The sequence below is a fragment of the Caballeronia sp. INDeC2 genome, assembly GCF_023631325.1.
In the GTDB taxonomy this organism is placed as follows: domain Bacteria; phylum Pseudomonadota; class Gammaproteobacteria; order Burkholderiales; family Burkholderiaceae; genus Caballeronia.
The window spans coordinates 233221-250857 of the sequence record NZ_JALQDG010000027.1; the positions used below are offsets into that span (position 1 = coordinate 233221).

24 protein-coding genes are annotated in these 17637 nt (G+C 64.3%); 16 read left to right on the plus strand and 8 right to left on the minus strand.

Annotation, left to right across the window (positions count from 1 at the left end; all coding sequences use genetic code 11):
* The 3 genes from NCS28_RS16650 to NCS28_RS16660 form a co-directional block, all read right to left on the minus strand.
* A complete protein-coding gene (locus NCS28_RS16650; protein ID WP_250514851.1) occupies positions 1–435 on the minus strand; it encodes an Hsp20/alpha crystallin family protein in 435 nt (144 codons plus the stop codon).
* A 204-nt stretch (positions 436–639) separates the two neighbouring features.
* Entirely contained in the window at positions 640–999 is a 360-nt protein-coding gene (locus NCS28_RS16655; RefSeq protein ID WP_250515038.1) for a DUF934 domain-containing protein, read from the minus strand.
* Positions 1000–1013: 14 nt separating this feature from the next.
* Positions 1014–2771 carry a nitrite/sulfite reductase gene (locus tag NCS28_RS16660; protein WP_250514852.1) on the minus strand — a complete coding sequence of 586 codons (1758 nt, stop codon included), beginning with the start codon at positions 2769–2771 and terminating at the stop codon, positions 1014–1016.
* A 212-nt stretch (positions 2772–2983) separates the two neighbouring features.
* On the opposite strand from NCS28_RS16660, the gene NCS28_RS16665 reads away from it, so the two are divergent.
* Together NCS28_RS16665 and NCS28_RS16670 are read left to right on the plus strand one after the other, a co-directional pair.
* Positions 2984–3172, plus strand: coding sequence for a DUF2970 domain-containing protein (locus tag NCS28_RS16665; RefSeq protein ID WP_061116125.1), 189 nt, complete (start codon positions 2984–2986; stop codon positions 3170–3172).
* A gap of 71 nt (positions 3173–3243) precedes the next feature.
* A complete protein-coding gene (locus NCS28_RS16670) occupies positions 3244–4227 on the plus strand; it encodes a 2-dehydropantoate 2-reductase (protein WP_250514853.1) in 984 nt (327 codons plus the stop codon).
* A gap of 4 nt (positions 4228–4231) precedes the next feature.
* On the opposite strand, the gene NCS28_RS16675 is transcribed toward NCS28_RS16670, so the two are convergent.
* Positions 4232–5437 carry an NAD(P)/FAD-dependent oxidoreductase gene (locus NCS28_RS16675; protein WP_250514854.1) on the minus strand — a complete coding sequence of 402 codons (1206 nt, stop codon included), beginning with the start codon at positions 5435–5437 and terminating at the stop codon, positions 4232–4234.
* Between the two features lie 290 nt (positions 5438–5727).
* Here NCS28_RS16675 and NCS28_RS16680 point away from each other — a divergent pair, with 290 nt between their 5' ends.
* Complete coding sequence (locus tag NCS28_RS16680) at positions 5728–6108, plus strand: nucleotide pyrophosphohydrolase (RefSeq protein ID WP_250514855.1); 381 nt, start codon at positions 5728–5730, stop codon at positions 6106–6108.
* Between the two features lie 80 nt (positions 6109–6188).
* A complete protein-coding gene (locus NCS28_RS16685) occupies positions 6189–7370 on the plus strand; it encodes an acyl-CoA dehydrogenase family protein (RefSeq protein WP_250514856.1) in 1182 nt (393 codons plus the stop codon).
* Between the two features lie 11 nt (positions 7371–7381).
* On the opposite strand, the gene NCS28_RS16690 is transcribed toward NCS28_RS16685, so the two are convergent.
* Positions 7382–7633, minus strand: coding sequence for a DUF4148 domain-containing protein (locus NCS28_RS16690; RefSeq protein WP_250514857.1), 252 nt, complete (start codon positions 7631–7633; stop codon positions 7382–7384).
* Positions 7634–7869: 236 nt separating this feature from the next.
* Here NCS28_RS16690 and NCS28_RS16695 point away from each other — a divergent pair, with 236 nt between their 5' ends.
* The 5 genes from NCS28_RS16695 (at position 7870) to NCS28_RS16715 (ending at position 11777) form a co-directional block, all read left to right on the plus strand.
* Positions 7870–8907: a M14 family zinc carboxypeptidase gene (locus tag NCS28_RS16695; RefSeq protein ID WP_250514858.1), complete on the plus strand. Its 1038-nt coding sequence runs from the start codon at positions 7870–7872 to the stop codon at positions 8905–8907.
* Entirely contained in the window at positions 8904–9698 is a 795-nt protein-coding gene (locus NCS28_RS16700; RefSeq protein WP_250514859.1) for an alpha/beta fold hydrolase, read from the plus strand. The genes NCS28_RS16695 and NCS28_RS16700 overlap by 4 nt, the downstream gene beginning before the upstream one ends.
* Before the next feature lie 19 nt (positions 9699–9717).
* The gene (locus NCS28_RS16705; RefSeq protein WP_250514860.1) at positions 9718–10224 is read left to right on the plus strand and encodes a cupin domain-containing protein; all 507 of its coding nucleotides are present in this window, start codon (positions 9718–9720) and stop codon (positions 10222–10224) included.
* Between the two features lie 282 nt (positions 10225–10506).
* Positions 10507–10746 carry a hypothetical protein gene (locus NCS28_RS16710; protein ID WP_250514861.1) on the plus strand — a complete coding sequence of 80 codons (240 nt, stop codon included), beginning with the start codon at positions 10507–10509 and terminating at the stop codon, positions 10744–10746.
* Between the two features lie 137 nt (positions 10747–10883).
* The gene (locus tag NCS28_RS16715; RefSeq protein ID WP_250514862.1) at positions 10884–11777 is read left to right on the plus strand and encodes a GNAT family N-acetyltransferase; all 894 of its coding nucleotides are present in this window, start codon (positions 10884–10886) and stop codon (positions 11775–11777) included.
* Positions 11778–11800: 23 nt separating this feature from the next.
* On the opposite strand, the gene NCS28_RS16720 is transcribed toward NCS28_RS16715, so the two are convergent.
* Positions 11801–11995: a DUF1059 domain-containing protein gene (locus tag NCS28_RS16720; protein WP_250514863.1), complete on the minus strand. Its 195-nt coding sequence runs from the start codon at positions 11993–11995 to the stop codon at positions 11801–11803.
* 111 nt (positions 11996–12106) lie between these two features.
* On the opposite strand from NCS28_RS16720, the gene nthA reads away from it, so the two are divergent.
* The 5 genes from nthA to NCS28_RS16745 are packed head-to-tail and all read left to right on the plus strand — an operon-like array spanning position 12107 to position 15337.
* Positions 12107–12760: a nitrile hydratase subunit alpha gene (nthA, locus tag NCS28_RS16725; protein ID WP_250514864.1), complete on the plus strand. Its 654-nt coding sequence runs from the start codon at positions 12107–12109 to the stop codon at positions 12758–12760.
* Complete coding sequence (gene nthB, locus NCS28_RS16730; RefSeq protein ID WP_250514865.1) at positions 12757–13431, plus strand: nitrile hydratase subunit beta; 675 nt, start codon at positions 12757–12759, stop codon at positions 13429–13431. The genes nthA and nthB overlap by 4 nt, the downstream gene beginning before the upstream one ends.
* 1 nt (position 13432) lies before the next feature.
* On the plus strand, positions 13433–14230 hold the full coding sequence (locus tag NCS28_RS16735) for a nitrile hydratase accessory protein (protein WP_250514866.1): 798 nt from the start codon (positions 13433–13435) through the stop codon (positions 14228–14230).
* 22 nt (positions 14231–14252) lie between these two features.
* On the plus strand, positions 14253–14639 hold the full coding sequence (locus NCS28_RS16740) for a tautomerase family protein (RefSeq protein ID WP_250514867.1): 387 nt from the start codon (positions 14253–14255) through the stop codon (positions 14637–14639).
* Positions 14636–15337, plus strand: a complete 702-nt coding sequence (locus NCS28_RS16745; protein WP_250514868.1) for a 4'-phosphopantetheinyl transferase family protein — start codon at positions 14636–14638, stop codon at positions 15335–15337. Before NCS28_RS16740 ends, NCS28_RS16745 begins: the two co-directional genes overlap by 4 nt.
* Before the next feature lie 16 nt (positions 15338–15353).
* Here NCS28_RS16745 and NCS28_RS16750 read toward each other — a convergent pair whose 3' ends face one another.
* On the minus strand, positions 15354–15860 hold the full coding sequence (locus tag NCS28_RS16750) for a M48 metallopeptidase family protein (protein WP_250514869.1): 507 nt from the start codon (positions 15858–15860) through the stop codon (positions 15354–15356).
* A gap of 258 nt (positions 15861–16118) precedes the next feature.
* Here NCS28_RS16750 and NCS28_RS16755 point away from each other — a divergent pair, with 258 nt between their 5' ends.
* Entirely contained in the window at positions 16119–16634 is a 516-nt protein-coding gene (locus tag NCS28_RS16755) for a metal-dependent hydrolase (RefSeq protein WP_250514870.1), read from the plus strand.
* A 27-nt stretch (positions 16635–16661) separates the two neighbouring features.
* Positions 16662–17156 carry an LEA/WHy family protein gene (locus NCS28_RS16760; RefSeq protein ID WP_250514871.1) on the plus strand — a complete coding sequence of 165 codons (495 nt, stop codon included), beginning with the start codon at positions 16662–16664 and terminating at the stop codon, positions 17154–17156.
* Here the strand turns inward: NCS28_RS16760 and NCS28_RS16765 are convergent.
* On the minus strand, positions 17150–17575 hold the full coding sequence (locus NCS28_RS16765; protein WP_250514872.1) for a cupin domain-containing protein: 426 nt from the start codon (positions 17573–17575) through the stop codon (positions 17150–17152). The two genes, NCS28_RS16760 and NCS28_RS16765, sit on opposite strands and share 7 nt — an antisense overlap.
* Between the last annotated feature and the right edge of the window lie 62 nt (positions 17576–17637).

Sequence of the window (17637 nt, forward strand, 5' to 3'; positions counted from 1 at the left end):
TTACTGAATGGTGATCGCGCGCGGCTTCGATGCTTCGCGCTTGCCGATGGTGATGGACAGCGTGCCGTTCTCATAGCGCGCTTCGACCTTGTCGGCGTCCGCGTTCTGCGGCAGCTCGATCACGCGGCGGAAGCTGCCGGCGAAGCGTTCTTTCGCATACGTGCGCGCGCCTTCCACGGTGGCTTGCGCCTTGCGTTCGCCGCTGATGGTGAGCGTGCCTTTGTCGACGGTCACATCGAGCGATGCGGGCTCGACGCCCGGCGCGAATGCGACGATATGAATCGCGTCATCCGTGCTGCCGATGTTCAGGCGAGGGAAAGCATCCGCACGGCTCGAACGAATGCTGGATGGAAGATTGCCTAAGAGCGAGGACATATGCCGTTGCACGCGATCCAGCTCCGAGAAAACGTCGCCGCCAAAATAAAAGTCACTCATGGTCCAGTCTCCGATAATGCGGCCCAACGTGGCCGGCAGCAGGAAGTTGAAACGACAGCGCGGTTATCGCTGCCTGTGCATCCAAAGTAGGAGCGAAGGCTATCGTTTCAATACCGGAGAGCTATGTTTCAAGCGCAATTTATTTTCGCGCGGCGGCTCTTGAAAGGCGTCCAAGCGCTCTTATATCCGTCCGAATGCGCGCTCTCAGTGCGACGCCAGATCGCCCTGATAGTAGCCCGCGAAACGCGCAAACTGCCGTTCGGCGTCCGCGAGATCCACGCCTTCCTTGAGCACCGCGCTCGAAAATCCCGTTCGCTCCATTTGCACGAGTTGATCGATCAACACGTCGCCGGTCGCGCGCAAGTCGCCTGCGAAGCCCAGACGTTTGCGCAGCAGATAAGCCTGGCTATAAGCGCGGCCGTCGGTGAAATGCGGAAAATGTAGTTCGATGCGATCGATATCCGCCAGGCGATCTTTTAACGATTGAGGATCGTCGTCGTTTGCGAGGATAACTACGCGATCGTTCGTATCTACGTCTTGATCCTGATGCGCGAAAATGCGCATCCGTCGAGTGTTATTCACGCTGTCGCCTCGTCGTTCGTTCGGGCTGCATGGGCCGCGGCCTTGAACGGTTCGAGACCCGCGCGGCGTATCGTGTCGACGAAGCGCTCACGACACTCGCGCACATCGCGATAGGTCGTGAGAATCGCCTCGATCACATCCGGCACTTCGGCCGCGCTGAACGACGGCCCGATGACTTTGCCGGGCTGCGCCGCGCCGCTCGCCGCGCTGCCGTCCGATCCGCCGAGCGTGATCTGATACCACTCGCGTCCGTCCTTGTCGACGCCGAGCACGCCGATATGCCCGCTGTGATGATGCCCGCAAGAATTGATGCAGCCGCTGATGTGCAGATCGATTTCGCCGATGTCGTCGAGTTCGTCGAGATCCTGGTAACGCTCCGCGATGGCCTGCGCGATCGGCAGCGAACGGGCATTCGCAAGCGCGCAGAAGTCGCCGCCGGGACACGCGATCATGTCGGTGAGAAGTTGCACGTTCGCGCTCGCGAAGCCTGCCTCGCGCGCGGCTTGCCATAGCGCGAAGAGTTCGCTTGCGCGCACCCACGGCAGCACGACATTCTGCGTGTGCGTGACGCGCGCTTCGCCCGCCGAGAAGCGATCGGCGAGATTCGCAACGATATCCAACTGGTCCGCGCTCGCATCCCCCGGCGATTGCAGCAGACGCTTGAACGACAGCGTCACGATACGCAGCGCGGGGTCTTTGTGCGTCGCCACGTTGCGTTGCAGCCAGCGCGCGAAGAGCGGATGCGCGTTCGCATCGATCTCATCCGACGCGCTACGCGGCGCATTCAACGCGGGCGGCACGAATGACGCGCTCACGCGATCCAGTTGCGCCTGCGAGATGAGATGCGGCGCGCCGTCATGCTCGACGATCTGGCGGAACTCTTCGTTGACGTCGTCGATATAGCGCTGGCCTTCGGCTTTCACCAGGATCTTGATGCGCGCCTTGTACTTGTTGTCGCGGCGTCCGTAGCGGTTATATACACGCACGATCGCCTCGATGTAGTTCATGATGTGCCGCCACGGCAAAAATTCGCGCATCAGCGTGGCGATCACCGGCGTGCGCCCCATGCCGCCGCCCGCGCTCACACGAAAACCGAGCTCTCCGTTCTCGTTGCGCACGAGTTGCAGGCCGACGTCGTGCCACGCGGTCGCCGCGCGATCCTCGCTCGCGCCCGTGATCGCAATCTTGAACTTGCGCGGCAGGAACGCGAACTCGGGATGCAGCGTCGTCCATTGCCGCATGATCTCGGCGAAAGGACGCGGATCGGCGACTTCGTCGGGCGCGACGCCCGCGCGTTCATCGCAGGAAATGTTGCGTATGCAATTACCGCTCGTCTGGATGCCGTGCATGTCGACAGTGGCGAGCAGGTCCATCACGTCCGCGGATTTGTCGAGCGGGATCCAGTTGAATTGAACGTTGGTGCGCGTCGTGAAGTGTGCGCAATGCGTCGGCAGGCGGTCGGTGCCGAGCTTGCCCTGCGCTTCGCTGGCGGCGCGATAGACCTCGGGATCGGGATCGTCGTATTCGCGTGCGATGCGCGCGAGCATCCGCAATTGCGCGCTCGACAGCTCGCCGTAGGGCACGGCCACGCGCAGCATCGGCGCATGGCGCTGCACGTACCATCCGTTTTGCAGGCGCAGCGGGCGGAACGCGTCTTCGCTCAGGCGGCCGTCCTGCCAGCGCTCCAGCTGATCGCGGAATTGCGCGGCGCGGCTCTTCACGAAGGCTTTGTCGAACTCGGTATATCGGTACATGGATGCGGCGGCATGGCGGAGAGAGGGCCAACGATAGACGGCGCCGGCGCATTCCGTAAGCAGCAGTTGCGATCGATTCGACGGTAGCAGTCCAGTTCGCGCGCCGTTCTGCTATCGCCGAAAACATCGCAACTGCTGCTGTTTTTCATATGACGCGGCGCGCAACATCGATGCATGAAAGATCGATTCGAACCCAGGCGAAGGAGCCGCTCATGGAACTCTTGAAGATGATGCGTATCGTGTTTTGGAGCTTTTTCGGCGTGCGCAAGCGCGCGTCTCACAACGCCGATTTCGCGCACGTGAAGCTGCCGCTCTTGCCGGTCATCGCCGTGATGCTCGCGGGCGCATTCGGCTTGACGCTGCTCACGGTCGCGAAGCTCGCCACGGGTATCGCGCACTGATCGTGCGGCGCATAGCACGTCCCGCTCTTACAATGACGATCGGATGATTGCCACGAGCGAGGATCGGGACCATGAAAGTATGCGTATATGGCGCGGGCGCCATCGGCGGATGGATCGGTGTGAAGCTCGCGCAGGCGGGCTGCGATGTCAGCGTCGTCGCGCGCGGCGCGACGCTCGAAGCGTTGAAGAAGGAAGGGCTGCGGCTGATCGAGAAAGATGCGACGCATACCGTGAAGGTCGCGGCCAGCGCCGAACCCGCGGATCTCGGCGCGCAGGATCTCGTCGTCGTGGCGGTGAAGGCGCCCGCGATGGAATCCGTCGCCACGCATATCGCGCCGCTGCTTTCGAGCGATACCACGGTGCTGACCGCGATGAACGGTGTGCCCTGGTGGTTCTGCGACGGCCTTAACGAGCCTTTCACCGGCAAGCGACTATCGTCCGTCGATCCGCACGGCACGATCGCCACGGCGATACCCGGCGCGCAAACGGTCGGCTGCGTCGTGCATGCGAGCTGCTTCGTCGAAGCGCCGGGCGTCATCCGGCATTGTCAGGGCAGAGGCCTGATCCTCGGCGAAGCCGCGGGCGCGCCCACCGCACGCACCGAATCGCTCGTGTCGCTCTTTTCGAAGGCCGGCTTCGACGCCACGCTCTCTGCGCAGATTCAACGCGATGTCTGGTTCAAGCTGTGGGGCAACATGACGATGAATCCGATCAGCGCAATTACCGGCGCGACCACCGACCGCATTCTGAGCGACAATCTCGTGCGCGGCTTCGTGACCAACGTAATGCTCGAAGCGAAGGAGATCGGCGCGCGCTTCGGCATTCCCATCGATCAGCAACCGGAAGACCGTCACGCCGTCACGCTCAAGCTCGGCGCGATGAAAACGTCGATGTTGCAGGACGTGGAGGCGGGCAAGGCGGTCGAGCTCGATGCGCTCGTCGCGTCGGTGCGCGAGCTCGGCACGATGACCGGCGTGCCGACCCCGTTCACCGATGCACTGCTAGGCCTCGCGCGCCTGCACGCTCGCACGCTCGGGCTTTATCCGGCGGCGTGAACCTTCAGGCTACAACGATACGCAGCGGGTCCGCAGCCGCGAACGCTTCGGCCCGCGCCGCGCTCGGCGGATAAATCCACTCGGTGTTGATGCGCGTCTTCAGTTGCTTCGCCTGCGCGCCCGACATCTTCACCTCACGCTCCCAGCCTTCCGTATAGACCGCGCCCCACGGGCCCAGATCGAGACACGTCACGTATTTCGGCTGGCTATACGGAATCGGCGCATCGCCGAGCAAGTCCGCTGCAACGTTGTGGCCCGCCGAGCGGCCGAGGTTCATCGCGTGCTGACAGGACATCATCGCGTGATTGCCTTCGTCGTCCGTGGCGGCGTAGGCGACATCGCCCGTGGCGTAGACCGTGTCGACGCCCAGCACGCGCAGATTGCGATCCACATGCAGACGGCCCAGCACATCGCGCTCGGCGGGAATCTGCGCGGTCAGAGCGCTCGCTCGCACGCCGGCGGTCCAGATCACCGTGCTCGCCTCGATGCGCTCGCCGTCGGACGTGCCGAGGCCGTTCGCATCGACCGACGTCACCGTCGCGCCGAGCCGCCACTGCACGCCGAGCGACTCGAGCGCCTCGACGATGACCGGACGCGGACCCGCGCCGAGGTCCGGACCGATCTCCTCGTTGCGCTCGACGATGATGACCCGCACGTCCGCGTCCTCGCCGAGCGCCGCGCGCAGGCGCGCCGGCATTTCCGCCGCCGTTTCGATGCCCGTGAAGCCGCCGCCGGCGACGACCACCGTGTTGCGCGCGGGTGTATCGGGCCGCGTCGCGAGCGCCTTGATATGCGCTTCGAGCGCGGCGGCTTCATCGACCTGATCGACGCTGAACGCGTGCTGCGCGAGCCCCGGAATCTGTGGGCGGAACAGGCGGCTGCCGGTTGCCAGAACGAGACGGTCGTAGTTCAGCGACGACGGTGTGCCGTCCGCGCCGAGCACGTCGACCTCGTTGCGCTCGACATGAATTCGCTCGACCGTACCCTGAATGAACCGGACGCCCGTGGACGCGAAGATGTCCAGCAGCGGCGCCTTCATGCCCGCGGCGTTCTCTTCATACAGACGCGGACGCACGTGCAAGTGCGGCTCCGGCGCGATCAGCACGACTTCGATATCCGTGCGGCCGTGTTGATCGATAAGGCGCGCGGCGGACAGGGCGCTCCACATGCCTGCGAAGCCGGCTCCGATCACGAGAATGCGTTTGAACATTTCGATGCTCCTTGAAATTCGATATTGAGGGCGTTCGACGGACGGTCATCGTCGTCATCGATTAACTACGATTCTATGAGTCGTAGTTAATCAACGCAAGAAAATTGACCGGCGTGCGACAGATTGTCTCGAATTCGCGGATTCGAACGCGACGTAAGCGAGTTTCCGACATCGCAAAGTCGATCTGGGACGAAACGAGGCGTAGTTCGGGCGCGAGGCACAGCCAAAGGCGAAGAAACTCGGCCGTCGCGCTAAGCTAAAGGCGCACAACGAAACATCAGAGGAAGGCCATGCAGCAGCAAAACCAGCACGAAGGCACAGGCGAGCTCGTCCAGATGCGCGACATGCTGCGCGAGTTCGTCCGCGAGCGGGACTGGAGCCGCTTTCACTCGCCGAAGAATCTCGCGGCGGCGCTGTCCGTCGAGGCGAGCGAGCTGCTCGAACCGTTCACGTGGCTCGCCACCGGCGACAAAGCCGAGCTCGATGAAGCGAAACTACGCGCGATCCGTCACGAAATGGCGGACGTGCTCGCGTATCTCGTGATGCTCGCTGATTCGCTCGACGTCGATCTGCATCGCGCGCTGATCGAAAAAATGGCGCTGAACCGGTCGAAGTATCCGGCGCACAAGGTGAAAGGCGACGCGCGCAAATACACCGAGTACGACGAGTGAGCATGTACGGGCAAAGCCTCTGGCGCGCGATGCGTTCGTGCGGTTAAGCTTGGGTTCAGCCCGCCCCTGGAGGTTTGCCGATGGACTTTTCGCTCTCGCCCGAACTCACCGATCTGCAGGCGCGCGTGCGCGCGTTCATCGCGGAAGAAATCATGCCCTTCGAGCGCGATCCGCGTTGCACGCCGCATGGCCCGAACGAGTCGCTGCGCGCCGAGCTGGTCGCGAAAGGACGCAAGGCGGGACTGTTGTCGAGTCACGTGTCGCCCGAATTCGGCGGCCTCGGCCTGAATCACGTCGCCAAGGCGATCCTGTTCGAGGAAGCGGGCTATTCGCCGCTCGGTCCCGTCGCGCTGAATATCGCCGCGCCCGACGAAGGGAACATGCATCTGCTCGAAGCCATCGCGACGCCGCAACAAAAGGAGCGCTGGCTGCGTCCGCTCGCGGCGGGCGAAATCCGTTCATGCTTCTGCATGACCGAGCCGCCGCCGGGCGCGGGCGCAGATCCCGCGATGCTGCAGACCACCGCGGCGCAGGACGGCGACGAATACGTGATCGATGGACGCAAGTGGTTCATCACGGGCGCGCACGGCGCTTCGGTCTCGATCATCATGGCGAAATTCGCCGACGGCCCCGCGACCATGTTCCTTGCCGATATGTCGAGCCCGGGCATCGTCATCGAACGTGCAATGGATTCTCTCGATACGTGCTTTCCCGGCGGCCACGGCGTCGTGCGCTTCGAGGGTTTGCGCGTGCCGAAAGAGAACGTGTTGGGCGAGCCGGGCGAAGGGTTCCGCTATGCGCAAGTGCGGCTCTCGCCCGCGCGTCTCACGCACTGCATGCGCTGGCTCGGCGCCGCGCGGCGCGCGCACGATGTCGCGACGGCGTACGCGCGAGAGCGTCAGGCGTTCGGCCGTGCGCTGGGCGAACACGAAGGCGTCGGCTTCATGCTCGCGGACAACGAAATGGATCTGCACGTGACGCGCCTCGCTATCTGGCATTGCGCCTGGGTGCTGGATCAGGGCGTGCTCGGCAAGCACGAATCGAGCATTGCGAAGGTGGTGTCATCGGAGGCGCTGTGGCGCGTCGTCGATCGATCGGTGCAGATGCTCGGCGGCCAAGGCGTCACGCACGAGACCGTCGTCGCGCGGATTTTCGCGGACATGCGCGCGTTCCGAATCTACGACGGTCCCTCGGAAGTGCATCGCTGGAGCATTGCGCGGCGCATTTTGCGCGGACAGAAACCGCGCGCGGCGTCCGCCTGACGAATGCCGGCTTACTGAACAGAAGTCTGGCCGCGAGCCTGACGCTGCGCGATGATGCGGCTCGCGCGCATCGCGTTGTCCGGATAGTTCAGCCAGTCGTTGGGATCGTAGCCGACCGAGCGCCACAGCAGGAATTCCTGCCGGACTTGCGCGCGTGTTTTCGGCGCGTTCGGATCACTGGTTTGCGCCTGCGGTTGCGCAAGCGCGGAGGCGGCGCAGCACAATGCCAGCGCGCCGACGATGAAACGGGGAATGGATGACATGACAGAACCCTCACACCGCATGACACGGCGATTTCATTCTAGGTGACAGAACGAGAATGTGCATAACCCGTTCCCGGTACTGAGCGATACACTGCGTTTCGCCTGCGCGTTGCGTGATAGGCGATACGTCGTGTACTGACGATCCGCCCTATACTCGATTTTTTCGGGCGGCAAACGCCGGCGCGACACCGAGCCATAGCCTGAGCCAGCGAATACACGACAAGAAGGCCGCAGTCATGAGCACCTCGAACGTCGCCGTCACCAGCAGTTTTCCCGAGATGGACGAACTGAAGGCGATTCGCATCGCGGGCGGCGCGCGTTTCGCGTGGCGCACGATGGGCGAAGCACGCGCGCGCCATCAATCGTTTCCGATTCTGACCGCGTCGATCGGCTCCGACGATCCGCAAGCGCCCGCCATCGGTTTTTTCGGCGGCGTGCATGGGCTCGAATGCATCGGCACGCAGCTCGTGCTCGAATACATGCGCGCGCTGTTGCGTCGCCTCGAATGGGACGACACGCTGCATCATCAATTGCGCGCGATCCGTCTCATCTTCATGCCGATCGTGAATCCCGGCGGCATGTTCGCCCGCACCCGCGCGAATCCGAACGGCGTCGACCTGATGCGCAACGCGCCGCAAAGCGCCGAGGGACGCGTGCCGTTTCTCGCGGGCGGCCAGCGCATCGGGCCGTGGCTGCCGTGGTATCGCGGACCTCTCGACGGCCACATGGAAGTGGAGAGCGCGGCGCTGCTGTCGGTCGTCGAGGAACAGTTGATGTCGCGGCCGCTCAGCTTCGCGCTCGATTGTCATTCGGGCTTCGGCTGGGACGACAGCATCTGGTTTCCATACGCGCGCACCGAGCGTCAGATGGCGCATCTGCCGGAAATGTTTCTGCTGAAAACGATGTTCGAGGAATCGTATCCGCATCACGGTTATGCTTTCGAGCCGCAGAGCCATCAATATTTGCTGCACGGCGATCTTTGGGACTTCGCGTACGACCGCTCGCGCGCGCCCAACATCTTTCTGCCGATGACGCTCGAGCTCGGCTCGTGGCGCTGGATTCGCAAGAATCCGATGCAGATGTTCTCGCGCCTCGGCATCTTCAATCCGATCAAGGCGCATCGCACGCGGCGCGTGCTGCGGCGTCATCCGAACTTCTTCGATTTCCTCACGCGCGCCGCTTTCTCGTCGCGGCGCTGGCTGCCGAGCGGCGAATTTCGCGAGGACGTGCTGCGGCGTGCGCGCGAGCATTGGCAGCGCACGAGCGCATCATGAGCGATTGGGTCCTTCTGCGCGGGCTCACGCGCGAAACGCGTCATTGGGGCGCGTTCGATGCGGCGCTCGTATCGCATGGGTTGGTCGGCGAGAGCGAGCGTGTCGTGGGTATCGATCTGCCGGGAAATGGCGTCGAGCATGCGCACGCGGCGCCGCTTTCCGTCGTCGCGATGATGGATTTCGTGCGCGAGCGCGCCACGGCGCTGAAGGTGCGCTGGCCATGCCGCGTGCTCGCGATGTCGCTCGGCGCGATGGTCGCGACCGCGTGGGCCGAACGTCACGCGGGCGAGATAGAGCGGCTCGTGTTGATCAACACCAGCATGCGTCCGTTTGCGCGGCTGCCCGAACGGCTGCGCCCCGCCGCATGGCCGATGCTTGCCCGCATCGCGATGACATGGACGCAGCCCGAGCAATGCGAAGCGACGATTCTCGAGCTCACCTGCAATCGCCGCGACACGCGCGATGCGGACATCGCGCACTGGGCGCGGCTACGGCGCACGCACGGCGCGAGCGCGGCCAATGCCCTGCGGCAACTCGCGGCAGCCGCGCGATTTCGCGCGGCTGCCGATGCGCCGCGCTGTCCCGTGTTGCTGCTCTCGTCGGCGGCTGACCGGCTCGTCGATCCAGTATGTTCGGCGCGCATCGCGAAGCAATGGCGCGCAACGCACGGCGTGCATCCGTGGGCCGGCCACGACTTGCCGCACGACGATCCCGATTGGACGTGCAACGCCATCGCCGCATGGCTCGGCGAGCATGAACGCACGCGTGACATTCGTGCGACAAGCGCATGACTTCAACCATCGAACCCCTATGAAACCGCCCATCGTCAATCTCGATTCGCTCGATCCGCAACCGCTTCCGTCCGAATCCGCACCGACGGGCGCCGCCGCCGAACGCTACGCGCCGCGCATCGCGCGTATCGGCGGCATGCTCGGCGCAAAAAAGCTCGGCTATAGCCTCATCGTGCTCGAACCGGGCAAGCGCGCGTTTCCGTTTCATCACCACCGCGTGAACGAGGAGATGTTTTTCGTGATCGAAGGCGAGGGCGAAGTGCGGCTCGGCACACAAACGCATGCGATCCGCGCAGGCGATGTCATCGCCTGTCCGCCGGGCGATTCCGAAACGGCGCATCAGATCGTCAATACGGGGGCGCGGGCGCTGCGCTATCTTGCGATCAGCACGATGCAATCGCCTGAAGTCGTCGAATATCCGGATACGGGCCGCCAGGCCGTGCTCGTCGCCGATGAACCGGGCGTGAAAGGCCTGCGCGCCGTGTTCCGCGCCGGCGATTCGCTGGGCTACTGGGACGGCGAGTGAAACGGTCCCGCGAGACGCGCACGCCCATTACTGCACTCAACGATCGCCACAGTCCCGCTATTTCACGTTACTTCCTCTAAAGCGCGTTCCGTTCCGGCCACGCTTAGGGAAAGCTCGTGTTGCAACGCAGCATCGCATTGCGTATGCTGTTCCTGGCGGGTGGCATGACCTTCCGCTTTCATCGAGACATCGACACGAATAATCAAACGCCGGCACACACAGAGCGTTTCATCGGGCAGCACCGGTAAGCATTACGGACGTCTGCCTGAAGGAGCCGCACATATGGAACTGACCACATCGTCGAAGCCGACTCTGCATATCTTCCATCAGGAAGGCGGGTGGCATTGGGGCATTACCGTCGAGCGAGCGGCGGGGGGCGGAATCAAAGTCGTCGCGTATAGTGACGAAGGCTTCGATTCCGAAGAAGCCGCGCGCGAGGACGGCGAGCATGTCCTGCGCACCGAGGACTGGCGCTCGCGCCAGAGTTTCGGCCGCGGCGAGCGGCGCCAAGGGTACTCCTGACCGGGGCGGAGCACGTTCGCCTCGATGTCCTTCCGCCGTTCTCTTCGTCCCCGTTGTACTCGCACCTCGCTGCACCTTTCCCCTGCATTAGAAACGCGCGACACTGAACGCCCCTGCATTTCGCCAAGGCGTGCCCCATGTCGTCCGTTCGCTGTCCGTCTCACGCCACGCCCGACGATCCTCGCTTCGCCATCCGCCGCATGACACCGCGCGATGTCGGCGTCGCGCTCGACTGGGCCGCGGCCGAAGGATGGAATCCGGGCCTCGACGACGCCCGCTCGTTCTTCGCCGCCGATTCGCACGGCTTCTTCATGGGCACATGGGACGGCGCGCCGGTCGGCTGCATCTCGGCGGTTGCATACGGCGACGCATTCGGCTTCATCGGCCTGTATATCGTACGTCCGGAATGGCGCGGCAAGGGCTTCGGCATGCGCCTGTGGAACGAAGGCATGCGCTATCTCGGCGCGCGCAACATCGGGCTCGACGGCGTGCTCGCGCAGCAGCCGAACTATCGGAAATCGGGCTTCGTGCTCGCGTATCGCAACGTGCGCTACGAGGGCATCGCGCCGGTGGATGAAGATCCCGTCGATGGCGTGACGATCGCCGATGCGTCCGCCGTTCCCTTCGATCGTCTGCTCCACTACGACACGCGCATGTTCGCCTGCGAGCGCGCGGCGTTTCTGCGAGCGTGGCTGTCGCAGCCGCAGAAGCACGCGCGCGCACTCGCCGCGCTCGATGGCGACGCGGTGCGCGGTCTCGCCGTGATCCGGCGTTGCGGCACGGGTCACAAGATTGGTCCGCTTTTCGCCGACGACATCGCGACGGCGCGCGCGCTGTATCGCGCGCTCGTGAGTGTACTGCCGGGCGAAACCGTGTTTCTCGACGTACCCGAAAGCAATCCCGCCGCGGTTGCGCTCGCCGTCGAGCATGACATGAAGAGCGTGTTCGAAACGGCGCGCATGTACACGCAGGCGGCCCCGGACGTGCCGCTTGCGAACGTGTTCGGCGTGACGACTTTCGAGCTCGGCTGACAACCCGAAGCCGATCACCGCGATCAGGCAGGCGGCGTGCCCTCGTGGAACAAGGTCTTCAACTGCGAGCGCAGCTCGGGCGAGTCCGTATGCCGATGCACGGCGACCGCATGCTGCACGGCCGCCTCCATCAGTTCGTCCTCGGTGTCGGCGGAAAGAGCGACGCTGCATTTCACATCGCTCGGACATTCGCGGCAATCGATGTACTTGCGTGTCATGGCATCCTCCTCACATGAGACGCTGATTGAAGTATAGGCAGCGTGCCGGCGTTTGCACGCGCGCGCGCACTCCGGTAACGTGTGACGTCTGTGCCACTCGCGAGTCCGCACATGAGCCACGATCATCCTCATCACCACGACCACGACCACGATCACCACGGCAGCGCGTTGCCGGAGATGGATCTGCGCGTGCGCGCGCTCGAATCGCTGCTGGTCGAGAAGGGCTATGTCGATCCGCAGGCGCTCGATGTCTTCGTCGAGACTTACGAGCACAAGGTCGGGCCGCGCAACGGCGCGCGCGTGGTCGCGAAGGCGTGGCGCGATCCGGCGTTTCGCGCGTGGTTGCTCGACGACGCCACCGCCGCCATCGCGTCGCTCGGCTTCACCGGGCGGCAGGGCGAGCACATGGTCGCGCTCGAGAACACGGAGGACGTACATAACATGGTGGTCTGCACGCTGTGCTCGTGCTATCCGTGGTCGGTGCTCGGGCTGCCGCCCGTCTGGTACAAGTCGGCGCCGTATCGCTCGCGCGCGGTGATCGATCCGCGCGGCGTGCTGAAGGACTTCGGCGTCGAATTGCCTGAGCATGTCGAGTTGCGCGTGTGGGATTCGACCGCCGAAGTGCGCTATCTCGTCGTGCCGATGCGTCCTGCCGGCGCGGATCATCTCGACGAAGACGCGCTCGCCGATCTCGTCACGCGCGATTCGATGATCGGCACGGGCCTCGCGCTCGCGCCGTCGCGGGCGATGGGAGCATCGGCATGAACGCGGCGCACGACATGGGCGGCATGCAGGCGTTCGGTCCCGTTGAAATCGACGCTTGCGACGCGCCGGGCGCATCGCCTTTTCATGCGCAGTGGGAGCGGCGGGTGCTGGCCGCCACGCTCGCGATGGGCGCGACGGGCCAATGGAACATCGACACGTCGCGGGCCGCGCGCGAAAGCCTGCCGCCCGCGCAATATCTCGGCAGCAGCTATTACGAAATCTGGTTCGAGGGTTTGAAGAAGCTCCTGATGGCGAAAGGACTCGCGAGCGCGGACGAAATCGCGAGCGGCCGTTCGCAAACCGCCGCGAAGCCGAACGTGCGCGTGCTGAAGGCGGCCGACGTGAGCGCGGCGCTCTTGCGCGGCTCACCGGTCGAGCGGCCGGCGACATCGCCCGCGCGTTTTGCCGTCGGCGATGAAGTTCGCACGAAGTTGATGAATCCGCCGACGCACACGCGTCTGCCGCGCTATTGCCGGGGCAAGCCTGGGCGCATCGTCGCGGTGCGCGGCACGCATGTGTTCCCCGACGAAAACGCGCTCGGCCACGGCGAGCATCCCCAGTGGCTCTACACCGTGCGTTTCGACGCGAAAGCCTTGTGGGGACCGGACACGACCGCATCTTCAGTATGCGTCGATTGCTGGGAACCTTACCTCGATGCCGCGCGCGCGTGACATGACCACGAACGAACCGAAGCTGCGGGAACTGCGCGCCGTCTTGCCCGAGTTGCCTTTCGGCGACGACGGCCTGGTGTTTCGCGCGCCGTGGGAAGCGCAGGCTTTCGCGATGACCCTCGCGTTGTACGAGCGCGGCGTGTTCACGTGGAAGGAGTGGGCGCACGCGTTGAGCGTCGCCATCGGCGAGGCGCAGGCGGCGGGCGATCCCGACCACGGCGATACGTACTACGTGCACTGGCTGAACGCGCTCGAACGCATCACGGCGGAAAAGGGCTGCGTGAGCGAGGAGACGCTCGCGCGCAGACGCGTCGAATGGGATGAGGCCGCGCCCGCCACGCCGCACGGCCAGCCGATCGTTCTGAATCGCACTCAAGGACTGCCGTCCGCGACGCTCGATGCGTATCGCGCGGCGATCTATCGCATCGATGCGCAGCCGGCCATCGACATGAAAATTTGCGTCGCGAATGGCGGGGCGGCGTCGTTGCTCGCGCAACACGATGTCGCGAGCGCGGTGTTCGTCACGGCGTTCAATCCGTTCGGGCAAGTGCTCGCGCCGGAAGAAAACGCGGCGCGCCAACGCAAGCTGATCGAGCGCGTCGCGCAGTTGGATTTGCGAGCGCTGCCGGGCGAAGGCGTCGATCCAAAGAACATCTGGGCGGCCGAATCGAGCCTCTTCGTGCTCGGCGCGACGCCCGACTTAGCCGATGCGCTGATGATCGAATTCAGGCAGAACGCCGTCGTGTACGTTGATCGCGCGGGCTTGCCGCAACTGTTGCTGCATCCGGACTATCGCTGAAACCATCTACGAGGAGAGAATCATGCCGCTCGTTCGCATCGATCTGCAGAAAGGCAAGGACAGCGCGTATCGCACGGCCATCGGCGACGTGGTGTACGACGCCATGCGCACGACGCTCGACGTGCCCGAGAACGATCGCTTCCAGATTATCGCCGAGCACGGCGCGACGGATTTCATCGTCGATCGCACATATCTCGGCATCAGCCGCACCGACGATTGCGTCGTAATTCAGGTCACGCTCAACGAAGGCCGCGATCTCGCGAAGAAAAGCGCGTTCTACAAGGCCGTCGCCGATGGCCTGCACGAACGCCTGAAACTGCCGCGCGAGGACGTGTTCATCAGTCTCGTGGAAGTGAAAAAGGAGAACTGGTCCTTCGGCAACGGCGAGGCGCAGTACGCACCCAAATGACCGAAACGGCGCTTCCCTTCGACATCCAGCCGATGCCGCTTCCCGCCGCTGCGCCTGCGGACGTTCGCGTATGGCGGGTCGATATCGATTTCTCAGCGCCGCTCGACAGCGCGGCCTATGCGGTGATGAACGCGAGCGAGCGCGCTCGCGCCGCGCGCTTCATGCGTCATGCGGATGCCGCGCGTTTTAGCGCCGTGCGTTGCGCGTTGCGGCACGTGCTCGCCGCCGAGACGGGCCGCGATGCCGCGACGCTCGCGCTCGACGCCGACGATCGCGGCAGGCCGTTCCTCGCGCATGCGGACGCGCCGGACTTCAATGTGTCGCATTCGGGCGCGTATGGCCTGATCGCGGTGTCGCGGGCAAGGCGTGTGGGCGTGGATATCGAAGAAGCCCAGGCGACGTTCAAGTGGCGCGAACTCGCGCCCGCAGTGCTCGCTGAGATGGACCGCCGAGAAATCGAATCGATGGCCGAGGAGCCCGCCCGGAACGCGACGTTTTTCGACTGCTGGACGGCCAAGGAGGCAGTGCTGAAGGCCCACGGCGACGGCATCGGCGGCGCGACGATCGCAATGGACCGCTTTTCGGTGCTGCCGCGCGATGGCGTTCGATACGCACTCACGCGCGATGCAGGCGCGTTCGATGCAGTTTCACTCACCGCGCCCGCCGGATACGCCGCCGCGCTTGCCTGGTCATACTGATGCACCGCAGCGACCCTCACGCCACCTTGGTACGCGCAAGATCGCGATGCGTCAGATAAAGCCGCAAGTCGAATTCGATCTGATGGTAGCCCGGCTGCATCAACTCGCACAGCCGATAGAACGCCTTGTTGTGATCGCTTTCCTTCAGATGCGCAAGTTCATGCACGACGATCATCCGAAGAAATTCGGGCGCGGTGTCCCTGAAGAGCGAGGCGATGCGAATTTCCTTCTTCGCCTTGAGCTTCGCGCCCTGCACGCGCGAAATCGCGGTGTGCAGGCCGAGCGCGTGTCGGAGCACATCGAGCTTGCTGTCGTAGAAGACCTTGTCGATGGCGGGCGCGACGCGCAGGAATTCCTGCTTCAGGTCCGAGCAATACGCATAAAGCGCGCGATCGGACTGCACCGCGTGCTTGTTCGGATAGCGCGCATCGAGATAAGCGCCCAGTTGTTGCTGGGCGATCAATCGGCGCACCTTGTCCTGTAGCGTGTTCGGGTAGGCGCTCAGGTATTTCAGGTGTTGCATGACGGCCGGATGGGTATGGATACGTTCAATGCCTGATGCGCAGGCGGGCGTGGGACGCTTCGAGAGCGTCCGCAGCGTGAATTGCGCAGCAATCTAGCAATCATTTTAGTCAACGCCGCGCCGCGTCGCCGCCGATGTGATCACAAGCGTGTTTCGACGCGCGCAATTGCGTAAGTTTATGTTTCAGCCCGGCTTCGGATGTGTCCGCCGTGCGAACATGCGCGCTCTTCGGCATGGGCTACAAAGGCAGGTTTTTCGATGGCATCGAGCAAGGCGCATCACGCGACCGGATGGGCGGCGGGCATCATCGCGGCGGCGGTCGTGATGCATCCGGTCAGGGACGCGGGCGCGGACATGGTGGCGGGCGTGCTTGCGCTGCTCGCGGGCGTCGTCGGCGCCACCGCGCCCGACTGGCTCGAAGTCGCATGGTGGACGCGCGCGCGCCGGCTCTGGATCACGCATCGCACCCTCACGCACTGGGGCATCGGCTGGGCCGCGCTGCTCGCGCTGTCCTATCACTTTCTCGGGCAGCATCCGGCGGCGCCGCTCGCGTTCGGCTTCGCGTGCGGCGGCCTCATGCATCTGCTTGCGGACTGGCCCAATCCGCTCGGCGTGCCGTGGATCGTCGGGCGGCATTCGCTCAGACTGTGGACGAGCGGGCATTGCGATCTGATCATCGTGGCGGCTTCGTGGGCTGCGGCGCTTTTCGTCGTCGACGATGTCTGGTTTCATCACGTCTATGGCCGCATGCTGCTGAATGCGCTGCACATCTAGCACGACATCGCGAGGAGTCACGTTCTCATGCAATCGAATCCCATGCGCAATCGCTTCCTGTTCTTCTTCCTCGCGTTGTTCGCGATGCTCGCGCTCGACGGCTGCGCGGGCTTCTTCAACCGCGACGCGATGCGCGTGACCGTCGCGGGCATCGAACCGCTCGAAGGCCAAGGGCTCGAAATGCGCTTCGCCGTGAAGTTGCGCGTGCAGAATCCGAACGATGCGCCGATCGACTTCGACGGCGTCGCGCTCGATCTCGACCTCAACGGCCGCGCGTTCGCGAGCGGCGTGAGCGATCAGCGCGGGACGGTGCCGCGTTTCGGCGAGACGGTGGTGTCCGTGCCGGTGACCGTATCGGCGTTTTCGGTCGCGCGTCAGGCATTCGGCTTCGCGAGCGGCGACACCGTCAGCAAGGTGTCGTATGCGGTGCGCGGCAAGCTCGCGGGCGGCGCGTTCGGCGGCGCGCGCTTCGCCGACAGCGGCTACGTCGATCTTCCGGGAACCGGCGCTTCCGGCTACTGAGGCTTCGCGTCTGCCGGATCGTATGGCACGACGCGATCCGCCTCGTTCGCATCGTTGCGGGCGATCACGGCGCGCGCAGGCTCCGTTGCGCTCAGATTGACCGGCTGATGCGGCACGCCCGGCGGTATGAACACGAAGTCGCCCGGCTCGTTGATGACCGATTCCGCCAGTCCCGGCCCATAGCGCGTTTCGATGCGTCCTTCCAGTATGTAGATGCCCGTCTCGTACCCCACATGGACATGCGGCTCGCCGCGTCCGCCCGGCGGCACGACGACGAGATGCATCGCGAGGCCGCGCGTGCCGGCCGTCGCCGCCGACAATCCGATGAAATAGGGAAGATGCTGAACCGTCGCGAGCTTTTCCTGCGGCCGCACCGTGACGACCGTTTGCTGCGCTGTCTCTTGCGTCGTGTCGTGCATAACGATTCCTCCGTCGGCTGATGCGCCGCTATCGAAGATAAGTCCAAAGCCGATGTCGCGCA